The sequence below is a fragment of the Litorilituus lipolyticus genome (assembly GCF_006439335.1).
GTDB lineage: Bacteria > Pseudomonadota > Gammaproteobacteria > Enterobacterales > Alteromonadaceae > Colwellia > Colwellia lipolytica.
Window position 1 is genome coordinate 121,743 of the sequence record NZ_SAWY01000027.1, and the last position, 14,552, is coordinate 136,294.

9 protein-coding genes are annotated in these 14,552 nt (G+C 36.6%); 6 read left to right on the forward strand and 3 right to left on the reverse strand.

The features are described from left to right. The first annotated feature begins 77 nt into the window (after positions 1-77). From EPA86_RS12565 to rimO, 3 genes are all read left to right on the forward strand, one after another. Positions 78-1,190 (forward strand): AAA family ATPase, encoded by a 1,113-nt coding sequence (locus EPA86_RS12565; RefSeq protein WP_140604114.1) that lies wholly within the window; start codon positions 78-80, stop codon positions 1,188-1,190. Beyond that, positions 1,183-1,914 (forward strand): RloB domain-containing protein, encoded by a 732-nt coding sequence (locus EPA86_RS12570; protein WP_140604116.1) that lies wholly within the window; start codon positions 1,183-1,185, stop codon positions 1,912-1,914. The genes EPA86_RS12565 and EPA86_RS12570 overlap by 8 nt, the downstream gene beginning before the upstream one ends. Positions 1,915-2,105: 191 nt before the next feature. Then, complete coding sequence (rimO, locus tag EPA86_RS12575) at positions 2,106-3,563, forward strand: 30S ribosomal protein S12 methylthiotransferase RimO (RefSeq protein ID WP_140604118.1); 1,458 nt, start codon at positions 2,106-2,108, stop codon at positions 3,561-3,563. Between the two features lie 83 nt (positions 3,564-3,646). Here the strand turns inward: rimO and EPA86_RS12580 are convergent, their stop codons facing one another. Both EPA86_RS12580 and EPA86_RS12585 read right to left on the reverse strand, forming a co-directional pair. Then, positions 3,647-4,804: an iron-containing alcohol dehydrogenase gene (locus EPA86_RS12580; protein WP_140604120.1), complete on the reverse strand. Its 1,158-nt coding sequence runs from the start codon at positions 4,802-4,804 to the stop codon at positions 3,647-3,649. A 39-nt stretch (positions 4,805-4,843) separates the two neighbouring features. Next, complete coding sequence (locus EPA86_RS12585; protein ID WP_140604122.1) at positions 4,844-5,530, reverse strand: type 1 glutamine amidotransferase domain-containing protein; 687 nt, start codon at positions 5,528-5,530, stop codon at positions 4,844-4,846. 132 nt (positions 5,531-5,662) lie between these two features. Between EPA86_RS12585 and EPA86_RS12590 the strand changes: the two genes are divergently transcribed. Together EPA86_RS12590 and EPA86_RS12595 are read left to right on the forward strand one after the other, a co-directional pair. Continuing rightward, a complete protein-coding gene (locus tag EPA86_RS12590; RefSeq protein ID WP_140604124.1) occupies positions 5,663-6,583 on the forward strand; it encodes a LysR family transcriptional regulator in 921 nt (306 codons plus the stop codon). 147 nt (positions 6,584-6,730) lie between these two features. Beyond that, positions 6,731-9,946, forward strand: coding sequence for a PAS domain-containing hybrid sensor histidine kinase/response regulator (locus EPA86_RS12595; protein WP_140604126.1), 3,216 nt, complete (start codon positions 6,731-6,733; stop codon positions 9,944-9,946). Between the two features lie 138 nt (positions 9,947-10,084). Here EPA86_RS12595 and EPA86_RS12600 read toward each other — a convergent pair whose 3' ends face one another. Then, the gene (locus tag EPA86_RS12600) at positions 10,085-11,158 is read right to left on the reverse strand and encodes a phospholipase A (RefSeq protein ID WP_211664933.1); all 1,074 of its coding nucleotides are present in this window, start codon (positions 11,156-11,158) and stop codon (positions 10,085-10,087) included. A gap of 254 nt (positions 11,159-11,412) precedes the next feature. Between EPA86_RS12600 and EPA86_RS12605 the strand changes: the two genes are divergently transcribed. Further along, the gene (locus EPA86_RS12605) at positions 11,413-14,526 is read left to right on the forward strand and encodes an efflux RND transporter permease subunit (RefSeq protein WP_140604128.1); all 3,114 of its coding nucleotides are present in this window, start codon (positions 11,413-11,415) and stop codon (positions 14,524-14,526) included. The last annotated feature ends 26 nt before the right edge of the window (positions 14,527-14,552 follow it).

The window sequence follows — 14,552 nt, forward strand, 5'->3', positions numbered from 1 at the left end:
TTACGGCTCGTCATTTATTATGTTATAGTGCGTTTGTTTTTAATATATGAATAGAAATAAGTTGGAGAATCAACCAAATGTTGACAAGGTTTGAAGTAGCAAACTTTAAAAATTTTGATAAAAAGATAACTTTAGATTTAACAGATACTAATATGTACTTGTTTAATAAAGACTGCGTCAAAGAAGGGGTTGTAAATAAAGCATTAGTTTATGGTCATAATGGCGTTGGTAAATCAAACTTAGGTTTTGCAATCTTTGATATTATCTCACACTTAACAGATAAAAACTCGGCAGCAGAGTGTTATAAGAATTATCTTAATATTTCTAACGACTCTGATATTGCAGAGTTTGTTTTTACATTTCAGTTTGATGGGAATGAAGTGACTTATAGTTATGGAAAGACTGATTTAGAAACTTTAGTTTATGAAGAGATAATGATAAATGGAAATGTATATGCTTCCATTGACCGTAGAGAAAGCTCGGAAGCAATCATAAATGCAATTGGTGCTGAAAGCTTACGTTCAGATCTTGGAGAGTCCAAAATATCACTTGTTTCTTACATCAAGAAAAATTCTGTATTAGAAGATAACTGCGAAAACTTATGTTTCTTTAAGTTTGTAGAGTTCGTTAACGGCATGCTTTTTTTCCGTTCTTTAGATAGTAATAGGTATATAGGCTTCCAACAAGGCTCAAGAAGCCTTGGAAAGGATATTATTGAAAATGGTAATGTAAAACATTTTGAAAAATTTCTAAATAGAGTAGGGATTGAGTGTAGATTAAGTACGATTGAAACTAGTGAGCAAATTGATCTAGCTTTCGACTTTAATGGAAAAAAAGTTTCATTTTTTGAGATTGCTTCTCAAGGTACAAAGTCCTTGGCACTATTTTATTATTGGTACCAAAGGTTAAAAGGCGATTCAAAAGTAACATTTTTATTTGTAGATGAATTTGATGCCTTTTATCATCACGCATTGTCTTCTGCTGTTGTTGAGCTTATACGAGATATAGATGCACAGTCTGTAATTACTACTCATAATACTAGTATTATGAGTAATGAGTTGCTTCGCCCTGATTGTTACTTTTTAATGTATCCAAATAAGATTAGCTCATTAACTAATAATACAAGCAAAGAGTTACGTGAAGCTCATAATATTGAAAAAATGTATAAAGCTGGGGCGTTTAGTGGCTAATCACATTTTATTGGTATTTGAAGGAGAGAAGACAGAAAAGTTAGTTTTTCAAAGCTTTAAAGAACACTTTTTGAATGAAAGCGAAAATACTGTTGTATATGGTGTTTATTGTTCTGAAATATATAGCCTTTATCACAGGCTACATAAAGATCCAGACCTAGATTTTTTCTTTTATTTAAAAGAAAAACCTCAAAACACTGATTTATTGAAAGATGTTAAGTCTTCAGATGTATCAGAAATATACTTGTTTTTCGATTTTGATGGGCATGCAACAGCAGCTGATGATAAAAAACTACAAGCTATGCTTGAACACTTTGATGAAGAAACTGAAAATGGAAAACTGTATATTAGTTATCCGATGGTAGAAGCAATTAGACATTTATCAACGTCTGTAGAATTTCAAAACGTTGTCGTAAATGCTCGGAATAATATTAAGTATAAAGGATTAGTTCATAAAGAAGGAGATCAGTTATTAAGAGACTTGTCGGCTTTATCTTTTAGTCAATGGCAATATATTATTGATGAGCATTGCAAAAAATTAAACTATTTAGTTAATGATGTTTTTAGCCTCCCAACAGATTATATTTCTCAATCGTCTATATTTGAGATACAGCAAAAAAAATACTTAAATAGTCAAAGTAGTGTAGCTGTGTTAAGTGCGTTTCCCATTTTTATTGCTGATTATTACGGTTATAAGAAAATAAATGAGATATTAAAGAAATAGGATTGTCGGCTATTTTTTAATATCAATAACAGAATTGTAAAAATACCACTCAATAAATCTTTCCTGTATAATCCCGCGCATTAAACAACAGCCTCAGCAATGACATTGAAATTGCAATAAAGGCTGTTAAACCACCACTTATGATGCTTTAACCTATCGGTTTGAGTTTAGTTAGATCAGCAGAGCACAATATGACCGTAGAACAATTCGATCCACAAAACCCATCTAAATTAGCCACTAAAGCAAGCGATAACATTGCCAAGCAAACAACAACGCTTGAAACTCCAGCTAAGGTTTTAACAGAGCAAAGCAATGCTCAGCAAAATTCAGAACGCGCTGCAAAGGTAGGCTTCGTGAGTCTGGGGTGCCCTAAAAATCTAGTTGATTCAGAGCGAATTTTAACGCAACTTCGTACAGAAGGTTACGATGTAGTCAATTCGTATGATGATGCAGAAATGGTGATTGTTAACACTTGCGGTTTTATTGACTCTGCTGTTCAAGAGTCTCTTGATACTATTGGAGAAGCTCTGGCTGAGAATGGTAAGGTGTTGGTCACTGGCTGTTTAGGTGCAAAGAAAGATGAAATCATTGAGCTTCATCCTAATGTGTTGGGTGTTACAGGCCCACATGCGTACGATGAAGTTCTTTCACAAGTACATGAACACGTGGCAAAACCTGAGCATAATCCGTTAATTGATTTAGTACCTGATCATGGCGTTAAACTTACGCCTAAACATTATGCCTATTTGAAAATATCAGAAGGGTGCAACCACCGTTGTACATTTTGTATTATTCCGTCAATGCGTGGTGATTTAGATTCGCGCCCTGTGGGTGATGTGATTGGTGAAGCAAAGCGATTAGTAAATGCTGGCGTTAAAGAGTTATTGGTTATTTCTCAAGATACATCAGCATATGGTGTTGATGTAAAACATAAACTAGATTTTTACGAAGGTATGCCTGTTAAAACGCACATGCAGCAGCTTTGTGAAGAATTAGCAAAACAGGGCGTATGGGTTCGTTTGCACTATGTATATCCGTACCCGCATGTTGATAATATTATTCCATTAATGGCTGAAGGAAAAATTCTTCCTTATCTAGATATTCCTTTTCAACATGCTAATAAGCGTATTCTTAAGTTGATGAAACGTCCTGGTAGTTCGGAGCGGGTATTAGAGCGCATTGCTAAATGGCGTGAAATCTGTCCTGAATTAGTGATTCGTTCGACGTTTATTGTTGGTTTCCCGGGTGAAACAGAAGAAGAATTCCAAGAGTTATTAGACTTTTTAGAAGAAGCTCAGCTTGATCGTGTTGGTTGTTTTAAATATTCACCCGTTGAAGGTGCTACAGCAAATGAATTACCAGATCATGTACCAGATGACGTGATGGAAGATAGGCTGCAGCGTTTTATGGCAGTTCAAGCAAAAATTAGTGCTGATAAGCTTCAGGCGCGCATTGGACAAGAGTACCTTATTTTAGTTGATGAAGTGAATGAACTAGGCATAGTAGGCCGCTCATACATGGATGCGCCAGAAGTGGATGGTAAAGTATATTTATCTGATGACTATGACGCTAAACCGGGTGATCAACTTTGGGTACAAATTATCCATGCAGATGAGCATGACGTTTGGGGTGTAAGAGTAGAAGACTAGCTGGAATATAAGTAAATTATATCGATGATAAGTAAAGTTGGCCTGCACTAACGTAGGTAGGCCAACTGTTTGCTTGAACTGATTTAAAGGGCTTGGGTTAATATTTTTCGGCTTATCGCTAAAGAAATATCACCTTGTTCACCCAGTGCTATCATGCCATGGCTTTCTAACCTTGCAATAAGTAAATCAATATCACTTTCACTGATGTCAACATCTGATAAACGTGTTGGTACTTGCATTTGAATAAAGAACTGTTCAGTTAATTTAATCGCTTGATCAATACGTTCATTCTCATCTCCAGATTCAACTTGCCACACTCGTTTTGCGTATTGCAGTAACTTCGCTCTTTTTTGTTCTTTACGAACTTTCATTACCGCAGGTAATACGATTGACAATGTGCGAGCATGATCAATATTAAAGGCACCTGTTAATTCATGGCCGATCATATGGGTCGACCAGTCTTGAGGTACACCTGCGCCAATTAGCCCATTTAGAGCCATAGTTGCAGACCACATGATGTTTGCTCTAACATCTACATCTTCCTTTGTTTCAGGCTGTAATGCTTTTGGTCCTTCTTCAATTAATGTTTGTAATAAGCCTTCACTAAAACGATCTTGCACTTTACCGTTTACATCGTAAGTTAGGTATTGCTCGATGATATGAACAAAAGCATCAACGACCCCATTACTAATTTGTCTGTCAGATAGCGAAAGCGTGACATTAGGATCTAATACGGCGAATAAAGGTCTAACTAGCGGACTAGAAAATGGTAATTTATTACCATCGCGGGTGACTACTGAATTCCCGTTACTTTCAGAGCCTGTCGCAGGTAATGTTAATACTGCTCCTAAGGGTACTGCTTTTGTAACAGGTTCTTGCTTGGCTAAAATATTCCAAGGATCTTCTCCTTGATAATGTGCAGCTGCTGCTATGAACTTAGCACCATCTATTACAGAGCCACCACCTACTGCTAAAATATAGTCAATGTTATGTTTCTCGATTATAGCTTGAGCTTTCATTAATGTGTCATAGGTAGGGTTAGGCTCAATGCCAGAAAACTCAAACCAAGTATGATTACTTAAAGCATCAACAACTTGATCGTAAACACCATTACTTTTTATTGAACCTCCGCCGTACACAACGAGTACCTTAGCTTTTAATGGTATTTCAGTCGACAGTACTTGAATTTGTTTACTACCAAAATGAATATGTGTTGTATTTTGAAAATTAAAATTTAACATGAGTTCTCCGTTAAGTCTGTTGGCTTTGCCTTTAACAAATCAAGCAGATAATTGTGCTAATAATTTTTGTGCAGCAAGTTCTGAACTTGCAGGGTTTTGTCCGGTAATAATCAAGCCATCTTGTACAACAAACGCATGCCAGTCATCTGTTTTTTGATAGTCTGCTCCACGTTTGATGAGCTCATTCTCAAGTAGAAAAGGTACAACTTCAGTTAATTGAACAGCTTCTTCTTCAGAATTAGTAAAGCCTGTAATAGCTTTGCCATTGATGAGGTATTCGCCAGATGCTGATTTTACATTAAGTAATGCAGCACTAGCATGACAAACCGCTCCTACAACTTTATTTTCGTTAATGAACGCTTCAATTAATGCGATAGATGCATGGTTTTCTGTTAAATCCCATAAAGGGCCGTGGCCACCAGGATAAAAAATAGCGTCAAAATCAGCAGCTTTCACAGAAGATAATACTCCCGTGTTGGCAACTTTGCCCTGTGTCGCTTTATCATTATCAAAACGTTCTGTTGCCGGTGTTTTAAAGTCGTCAAGCTTACTATTTGGATCAATAGGTGCTTGACCGCCTTGTGGGCTTACTATCGTAACGTTAAAACCAGCATCAATAAACGTATAATATGGAGATGCAAACTCTTCAACCCAAAAGCCTGTTTTACTTCCCGTGTTACCGAGTTCACTGTGAGATGTTAATACCATTAAAATGTTTTTAGCCATGAGTTACTGTCCTAATTGAAGTTTTATAAACAGTATAGGGTGATATTTTCTCCTGAACAATGCAGATGTTTTGGATAACTTTGTATTAATTTTTGATACAATTAAAGCGTTAGAAAACTGAAGGAGAATTTTATGGATGTTTCTTTTGATCAACTAAAAAGTATGGTGGTGTTTGCTCAAGTTATTGAACAAGGTAGTTTAAGTGCTGCGGCTAAACATCTTGGCTTATCTAGGGCTGTAGTAAGTTATCATTTAAAGAAACTTGAAGCTCAACTTGAAGTTAAATTACTTAATCGCTCAACGCGATCAATTAAACTCACAGAGGCAGGTATAGCCTATTATGAGCGTTGTCGTGTTATTGCTGAACAAGCTAGCGCAGCAAACCAACAAATTGAAAACTTTAAAAATGAACCCGAAGGTTTATTAAAAATTACTTGCCCAGTTAATATGGGCCTACAAACTGTTATTCCTGCTTTGAATAATTTTAAGAGTGTATATCCGAAAATTGCGCTTGACGTGATCTTAACTGATGAAGTTGTGAATATTATGAAAGAAGGGATGGATCTAGCTATTCGAGGGGCTCCTTTACCTGATAGTGGCTTACAAGCTATTAAGCTTGCTACGCTAAGCACATGTATATGTGCTTCTCCACAGTATTTTAAACAGTTTGGACGACCTAAATCACCGTCTGATTTAAGTCATCATGAATGGGTTACTTATAAATTAACTTCTGGGGAATTAACTCTTAATAAAGCAGGGCGTTCATATACTGTTAAAACTCAAGGAAGTATAAGTACAAACAATGCCGCAGCGCGTACCTCATTTGTTGAGGCTGGGCACGGGTTAGGAAGAATTCCTATCTATGATGCATGGCCTAAAATAAAAGCCGGCTTACTTGATACTGTGCTGGATGATTATACCCTTGCTGATATAAATGTATTTGGTGTTTTCCCTCCAGGTGCGGCAAATTCTAAAAAACTACGCTTGTTAATTGATTATTTAAAAGAGTACTTTAGTAGTCGTGCTACATTAAATTATCTTCAAAAACCTTGAATTAAATTATGATTATCTGCTTTACATTGTTGATAATTTAATAATAACAATAGGAATAACCCGATAAATGTTCTAAATTAAAGTAAGGGATGATGAATAGATGACTCAAAAAAACGTAGGGATGAAATAAAGTATTAGAGAGAGAGTATGTCTAATAACACCCTCAAAAAATTTGGCAAGTCTAAACTATTTTATCGATGGATAGTTTTTCTTAATGTCATCATTGTGTGTTTAGCGCTATTGCTTGCTTATTGGGCTGTTGAACAAAACTACCAAAGCACACAAAAAAATTGGCAATCTAACTTATCGACAATTCGTGCAACGACTCAAGAAGTACTTGATATTTGGGGCTCAAATCAAAAACAAAAAATTAAAAGTATTGCTTCTGATCCTAAAATTCATCAATTAGCGCAAGACCAACTTGGTTTGTATATGGCAGGTAGAGATATAACGAATAGTTTTGAATTGCATGAATTACGTAAAATTTTCAAAAGATTACAAGATGTTAGCCAGCATAAGGGGTTTTTTCTTATTGCCCCCGATGGTACCAATATTGGCTCTATGCGAGATAGTAACCTCGCGCTTAAAAATTTAGTTTACTTAACTCGTAATGAAAACTTTAAACAGGCCCTTAAAGGAGAAACTGTTTTTGTATTGCCGATGGTATCAGATGTTATTATTGCCAATACACCCAATATAAGTGGTCAAAATTTTCCTTCGACCATGTTCATTTTAACACCGTTAATTGTCGATGGTGGCAATGTTGTAGGTGTACTTGCAGAACGTTTAGATCCACTTGGAGAGTTCAGTAAAATTTTAACTCTTGGTCGTATTGGTGATTCAGGTGAGACTTATGTTGTGAATACTCACGGAAAAATGATTTCAGATTCTCGTTTTTCAAAACAATTGACTGCTTTAAATATGATTCAACCTGTATCGCAAAGTATTTTATCGATTGATATTAAAGATCCTCAAACACATAAGCTGACACATGCTGCGCAACAGGCTTTAAATAAAAAAACGGGAAGTAATGTTCAGGGTTACATAGATTATCGAGGTGTAGAGGTTATTGGAAGCTGGGCTTGGAGTGATAATATTCAAGCGGCAGTTATTACAGAGGTCGATAAAGTAGAAGGTTATCAATCATTTTCCATTGCTCGATTTACGATTTTGTTAATTTTATCGGTATTAGTGCTAGTAAGTATTGGTATTTCATTATTCATTGTCGCAATGAGTAATAAAGCGAACAAGGTCTTAGCCAAGGCAAACAATAGTTTAGAAGCGCGAGTCAAACAAAGAACTCAGCAGTTAGAATTTTCTCAAGAACAGGTTATTGAAAATGAGCGCAAGCTGCAAATTGTTTTAGATAATATTTCTGCTCTTATTTATTTAAAAGATTTACAGGGTGTTTATCTGCTCGTTAACAAAGAGTGGGAGACAACCTTAGGTTTAAAAACAGAAGATGTTGTAGGTAAAACCGATCTGCAAATATTCCCTGAAGAAATTGCACAAAGCTTCATCTCAACCGATCAAGAAGCAATTCAAAACGTAAATACGGTGCAAATAGAGAATATTGCACCTGATACCCTTGGTAATATAAAAACTTATTGGACTAGTAAAATTCCGATTATCGGAGAAACGGGTCAAGTGACTGGGGTTTTAGGTGTTTCTGTAGATATCACTGCGAGAAAAACTATGGAAGCTGAACTCATTAATGCTAAAGAATTAGCAGAGCAAGCCAATGTGGCTAAAGGTGAGTTTTTAGCGAGTATGAGTCATGAAATTCGTACTCCAATGAACGGTATTTTGGGGATGTTAGGTTTAGTCATCGACAGTGAGCTAAATCAAAATCAGCGTAAGAAATTGGAAATAGCACAAGATAGTGCAAATTCATTGCTGACAATATTAAACGACATATTAGACTTTTCAAAAATTGAAGCGGGTAAAATAGAGATAGAACAAGTTGATTTTGACTTAAGAGAGTTATTTGAAAAAATAATTCGCTCTTTTGCTTTTAGAGCCGAAGATAAGCAAATCGAACTCGTACTTGATTTAAGTAAAGTGAAGCAATCGCGAATAAAGAGTGACCCAACAAGGTTACGCCAAATTGTGACGAATTTATTAGGAAATGCTATAAAATTCACTAATACAGGTGAAGTCGTGTGTAAGGTCTCATTGTCTTCAGTAAACAATAACGCGTTAATATTAGAAGTGGCGATTAAAGATACAGGAATTGGTATACCACAAGAGAAGCTGACTCAATTATTTGAATCGTTTTCACAGGTAGATTCATCAACAACTAGAAAGTATGGTGGCACAGGGTTAGGTCTGGCTATTTGTAAAAGGTTGAGCACATTATTAGGCGGTGATATACACGTTGAAAGTGATTATAAAGTGGGTAGTTGCTTTACCATTAATATTCCCGTTCAGGAAAGTGAAAGTAAGAAGCACTATTTGCCTTATTTAGATATGAACAACTTATCGGTGCTTGTTGTTGATGATAATAATACCAACCGAATGGTTTTTGCTGAGCAACTCGCTGCATGGGGGGCAACTGTTATTCATGCAGTTGACGCCAAAGACGCGCTCGACATAATTCGACAATATGGTCAGCAAATAAATTTAGCCTTAGTTGATATGCATATGCCGAAAATGGACGGCTTGACGCTGTGTCGTAAAATCAGAGCGGAGCAGGAAAATAATCATATTAAATTAATTTTGATGACATCGTTAAGTGAAGTGGAAGATAAATCAAACCTAGTTAATATTGGTATTAATGGCTTTTTTACTAAACCTGTCACCACTTCAGATCTGCTTGATGGCTTGTCAGTTGTTGTTAATGAGGGCAATGATATTCTCAATGAAGGGCAGTTAGTCACATCTTCTTTCTTGAATTCTTACGATCATCATGTTGATGAAGATAAAACTAACATTAATGGCAACGCTAATGAAAAAGTAGTTAAAGGAACTAAAAAAGCTAATATCTTAGTGGTTGAAGATAACCGTGTTAATCAAATGGTTTTAAAAGGGGTCTTAGCTAAACTAGGATTAACATGTGAAATCGCACAGCATGGCATTGATGCGCTAGATAAACTTAATGCATACCCAAACAAGTATTATGATCTTATTATTATGGATTGCCAAATGCCTGAAATGGATGGCTACCAAGCAACTCAAGCAATAAGGCAAGGAGAGGCAGGTGCTCATAATATGGGCATAAATATTGTAGCATTAACGGCTCATGCAATGGCTACAGATAAAGAAAAGTGTATTTCAGCAGGTATGAATGATTATTTAAGAAAACCTGTAGAAAAAGAGGCATTAATTGAAGTGCTAAATAAATACCGAATAAGTACCGGATAAGTTGGCATTAATTCGTTCAATGTATTTAGGTTTTTAGACAAGGAAGAAGGCTCACTGTTCACGGAACGATTATATGTCAGTGGTCTAAAAACACAGTAAGCCTGAGTGAATTTACTTTGATTGTATGGTTAATGCCACTTAAAGAATATCCGTAAGTGCGATACCTAAGCCAAAGCGTGTTTGGTTATAATTATAATCGATTAAACTTTCACCATAGCCACTACTAAATTGCGCATAGCCTTTTAGTTTCCCCCATAATGGGAAAGTGACGCCAACTTCAGCATAACCATTGTGAGTTGCAAAGTTTTCTCTTCCTTTGAATGAAATTTCAAAGTTGGGGCTGTACTTATATATTAAGGTTAATTCAAAGTGTCCCATGTAATCGAGAATGTCTGGGTTGTCATCTCCTTCATCATAAAAATCACTCTTAGTTTCTTCTTTAATTCGATACCAAGGCTTAAAAGAAAGTGCAAAATTTCTTTTTTCATATATGTAATTGAAATAAATTCGGTTCCAACTACGAGAAAGGTGTTGAGAGCGACCATTTGATTGATGCTCCATGCCAAAAGTAAAAGCTGAATTTCCACCAAAAGGGTGTAAATCTAACGGAGCAAAGTAAAAGAATTCAGGTTGATAATTGGTTTCTCTAAAGGGTTTAGAGATATTGTCAGAGTATAGTTGCCACCACGATTGTAACGTAAAAGCAAAGAAAATTTGGTCACCTTCAATCAGCCAGCTACTTTCCATCAGAGGTACTTTAATACTGATTTGAAACTTAGCTTCAGTGTCGGTTAAATTTTCTTCCCAGTTGCCATTATTTTGATAAGCTTCACTGTTAATTTTATTAGTTATATGAACGGGTAAAATATAGTTCATTCTATGAGGAGTAATAACATACGGGTTAAAAGCAGTGCGTCTTTCTTTGATAATTCTATTAGCTACAGCCCCTAATTCAACATCATTTTTCTCTAAATCTTCACTTTCTCGACTGATCATTTCAGTCATTGTTTTTTGTTCGCATAAGTTTTCTAACTCAGCTAATGTGGCGCTTTTTTTGGCACGCTTTATTTCATTAAACATGCATTGCTCAAAGTATTTTTTACCCGGGTCTAAGATGACTTCTTCCTGAGCTTCCTTATCATCAGCAAAGGCTGTGATGCTAGCCGTTAATAAGAAAAAAACGGTGAATGTTTGTGAGAGAAACTTGTTCATATGTAATTGCTTAAATTGAATTTTATCGTTTGGCTTGGATTATAACTTATTCGGTATATAGATAAAATTGCTAAGTGACAAAGTAATTGCGTCACTTCTTGTGAAAGTGTGTCGTTTTATGTCTGACTATTACAAAGAATTTCATCTACGTAATTGGTCGTATTTAAGTTTCGGTTAATCGCAATCAAGCTATCTAATTTGTTATCTAGGCGTATCTTTATAAGCAACTTTTGTATGCTGGTTAAGGAATAACGATGAATTTAACAAAGAGCGCATTAAGAAGCCCTGCGGCGGTAGCTGTTGGCGTTGCGTTAATACTATTGGTGGGAATGCTGAGTTTATTCAAGCTGCCTGTACAACTCTTCCCTGATATTGAAAGACCTCAAATAGCAGTGCAAACGTTTTGGCGTTCAGCATCACCTAAAGAGATAGAGTCTGAAATTATTGAGCCTCAAGAACAAGTACTGCGCGGTATTCCAGGCTTAACCTCTATGAATGCTTTTGCTAACCGAGGCGCGGCTTATATTAATTTGTCTTTTGATGTTGGGACCAATATGGAACAAGTCCTAATTGAAGTGATAAGCCGAATGACTCGAGTTGCTAATTTGCCTAGAGATGCGAGGCCACCGCGCGTTATGCTCGGTGGTTTTGGTGGTAACACACCGGCGTTAACCTTCTTCTTTTTACAGGCATTACCGGGAAACCAACAAGATATTTCAAAGTATATTGATTTTACCAATGATGTTATCCGTCCACGACTCGAAGCGATCGAAGGTGTTGCAGGTGTACAAACCTTTAGTGAGCAAAATCGAGAAGAATTACAAATTCGTTATGATCCGATTAAAGCGGCAGAATACGGTATTCAAATTCCTCAGCTAATTGCGCTAGTAAATGGCAGTGATGATGTTTCAGGCGGGTTTGTTGATGTAGGAAGAAGACAGTACACATTAAGGTATAACGGTAAATATGGAGTTGATGAATTATCACAACTAATGCTGGTTGCTCGTGGCGGCAGTAATATTCGCTTAAGTGATATTGCTAAAGTTGAAGTACGTCGAAATGATCGCCAAGGATTAGCTGTGCAAAATGGTAACCCAGCCTTTTCAATGCGAATTGACAGAGCTAATGGCGCCAATGTGCTTGAGACACTTAATCGAGTTAAATCAGAAGTTGAGTTAATGAATACTGAAATCCTTGCTGATAAAAAGCTGGTTATGGTGCAGTCATTTGACGCCTCAGTATTTATTTATCGCGCCATTAATTTAGTTACTAGTAATTTATTTGCCGGAATTATTTTATCGCTATCGGTTTTGTGGTTCTTTATTAGAAGAATGCGAGCAACTTTAATTATTGCAACGGCTATCCCTGTGAGTTTACTCAGTACCTTTATTGTTTTAGAGATTACTGGTCGCTCGCTTAATGTTATTTCCTTAGCAGGCTTAGCGTTTGCTGTAGGCATGGTATTAGATGCAGCCATTGTGGTACTTGAGAATATTCTTAGGATGCGAGAAAAAGGTCTAAATGAAGAACAAAGTTCAGAGCAGGGTGCCCAACAAGTTTGGGGAGCATTGCTTGCTTCCACTGCAACTACTGTAGCCATATTTTTACCTGTATTCTTTTTAAAAGATATTGAAGGACAGCTATTTGGTGATTTAGCGTTAACAATTGCCATCGCTGTATCTGTTTCTTTGATTGTAGCGGTAGTGCTTTTACCCGTATTAGCGAAATATTTACTGCAACAGCAAAAAGTGAATGACCCCAATTTAAAACTATGGCAACGCATCACTCGCTTTGTGATGAGAGCAACCAATTCTCGAGTTAAGCGTATTTCACTTGCCAGTGCATTGCTGATTTTACCTGTGATTGTCACTATTTTGGCTATGCCAAATTTAGATTACTTACCGCCAGTAAAACGTGATGCAGTCGATGCTAATATTCAGTTTCCACCTGGGGCTAATGTTCAAACTGTTGAAGAAGAAATTATCGCGCCTATTGTTGAACGCTTAAAGCCTTATATGGATGGTACAAAAGAGCCCGCATTAAAAAATTACTACCTTTTTGGCGGTCCTTTTGGCGGAAGTTTAGGCGTGAGAGTTAAAGATCAAAGTCGTGTTGAAGAGTTACTTGAGATTGTAAGAAATGAAATATTGATCGATTTACCTGATACACGGGTTTTTGCAAGACAAGGGAATTTATTTGGCGGTTTTGGTGGTGGTAGACAAGTGCAAATATTTTTGCAGTCTAAAGATACTAAAGCACTACAAAATGTCGCTAGACAGGGTATGGACTGGGTTAAAGAAGCCATAGAAGGCGCCAGTGTTAATGTTAATCCTTCCTTATCTATGTCTGAACCTGAAATACGCCTAACGCCTAATGATCGAAATATTTTAGAGCAGGGGTGGAATCGTCGTGATGTAGGTCGCGTGGTAAGAACTTTAGGTGACGGTTTATATGTGGGTGAATACTTCAACGGTAGCAAGCGTTTAAATATGATTTTAAGGGCTGAAGGGTGGGATGATCCTGACAATTTGGCTGATATTCCTGTTACAACAGGCAACGGCAGTGTGATGCCAATTTCAAGTTTAGTTAACATTGAACGTACTGTTGGACCAAGCAGAATCACACGTATTGATGGTCATAGAACCATAAGTTTAAATATAAACCCGCCTAATGGTTGGTCGTTAGAAGAAACCATCAGCGTACTTAAAAACCAAGTAGAGCCTAAGTTAAAAGATGTTATGCCATCTGACGGTAACATTCTTTATGGCGGCAGTGCTGATCAGCTAGAGAAGGCCGTTAAGGTTATGGGTGAAAACTTTGCTTTTGCACTCGTGATTTTATTCTTATTAATGGCAGCATTATTCAGATCGATAAAAGACAGTTTATTAGTGGTTATCACCATACCACTAGCCACAGTTGGTGGGATTTTAGCGCTTCAATTGCTTAATTTATCTGTATTTCAACCATTAGATTTACTGACCATGATTGGTTTCATTATTTTGCTTGGTTTAGTGGTAAACAATGCCATTTTATTAGTCCATCAAACACGAATAGGGCAGAAAAATGGCTTAGCTCGTGTCGAAGCCATTGAGCAAGCGTTAACACTTCGTTTAAGACCTATTTTTATGAGTACGGCAACAAGCTTTTTTGGCATGTTACCACTACTGTTAATGCCCGGCGCAGGTAGTGTTATTTACCGAGGTTTAGCAGCAGTTATTGTGGGTGGTTTAGCCTCTAGTACTTTATTCACCATAGTGTTATTACCCTGTTTGTTACGGTTAGGAAAAGCTGATTTTGTCCTTAACCTTAAGAAAAACAGTAAAGTAGAACAATTGAAACCGGCAAGAGTTAGCGCTAATAACGTGTAAAAAAATTGCAAAGCAACATAAATTTA

Bases quoted from the DNA above. Each gene is read 5' to 3' on its own strand.
- EPA86_RS12565 (WP_140604114.1), top strand. From the start codon at position 78: ATGTTGACAAGGTTTGAAGTAGCAAACTTTAAAAATTTTGATAAAAAG.
- rimO (WP_140604118.1), top strand. From the start codon at position 2,106: ATGACCGTAGAACAATTCGATCCACAAAACCCATCTAAATTAGCCACT.
- EPA86_RS12605 (WP_140604128.1), top strand. From the start codon at position 11,413: ATGAATTTAACAAAGAGCGCATTAAGAAGCCCTGCGGCGGTAGCTGTT.
- EPA86_RS12595 (WP_140604126.1), top strand. From the start codon at position 6,731: ATGTCTAATAACACCCTCAAAAAATTTGGCAAGTCTAAACTATTTTAT.
- EPA86_RS12590 (WP_140604124.1), top strand. From the start codon at position 5,663: ATGGATGTTTCTTTTGATCAACTAAAAAGTATGGTGGTGTTTGCTCAA.
- EPA86_RS12600 (WP_211664933.1), bottom strand. From the start codon at position 11,158: ATGAACAAGTTTCTCTCACAAACATTCACCGTTTTTTTCTTATTAACG.
- EPA86_RS12580 (WP_140604120.1), bottom strand. From the start codon at position 4,804: ATGTTAAATTTTAATTTTCAAAATACAACACATATTCATTTTGGTAGT.
- EPA86_RS12585 (WP_140604122.1), bottom strand. From the start codon at position 5,530: ATGGCTAAAAACATTTTAATGGTATTAACATCTCACAGTGAACTCGGT.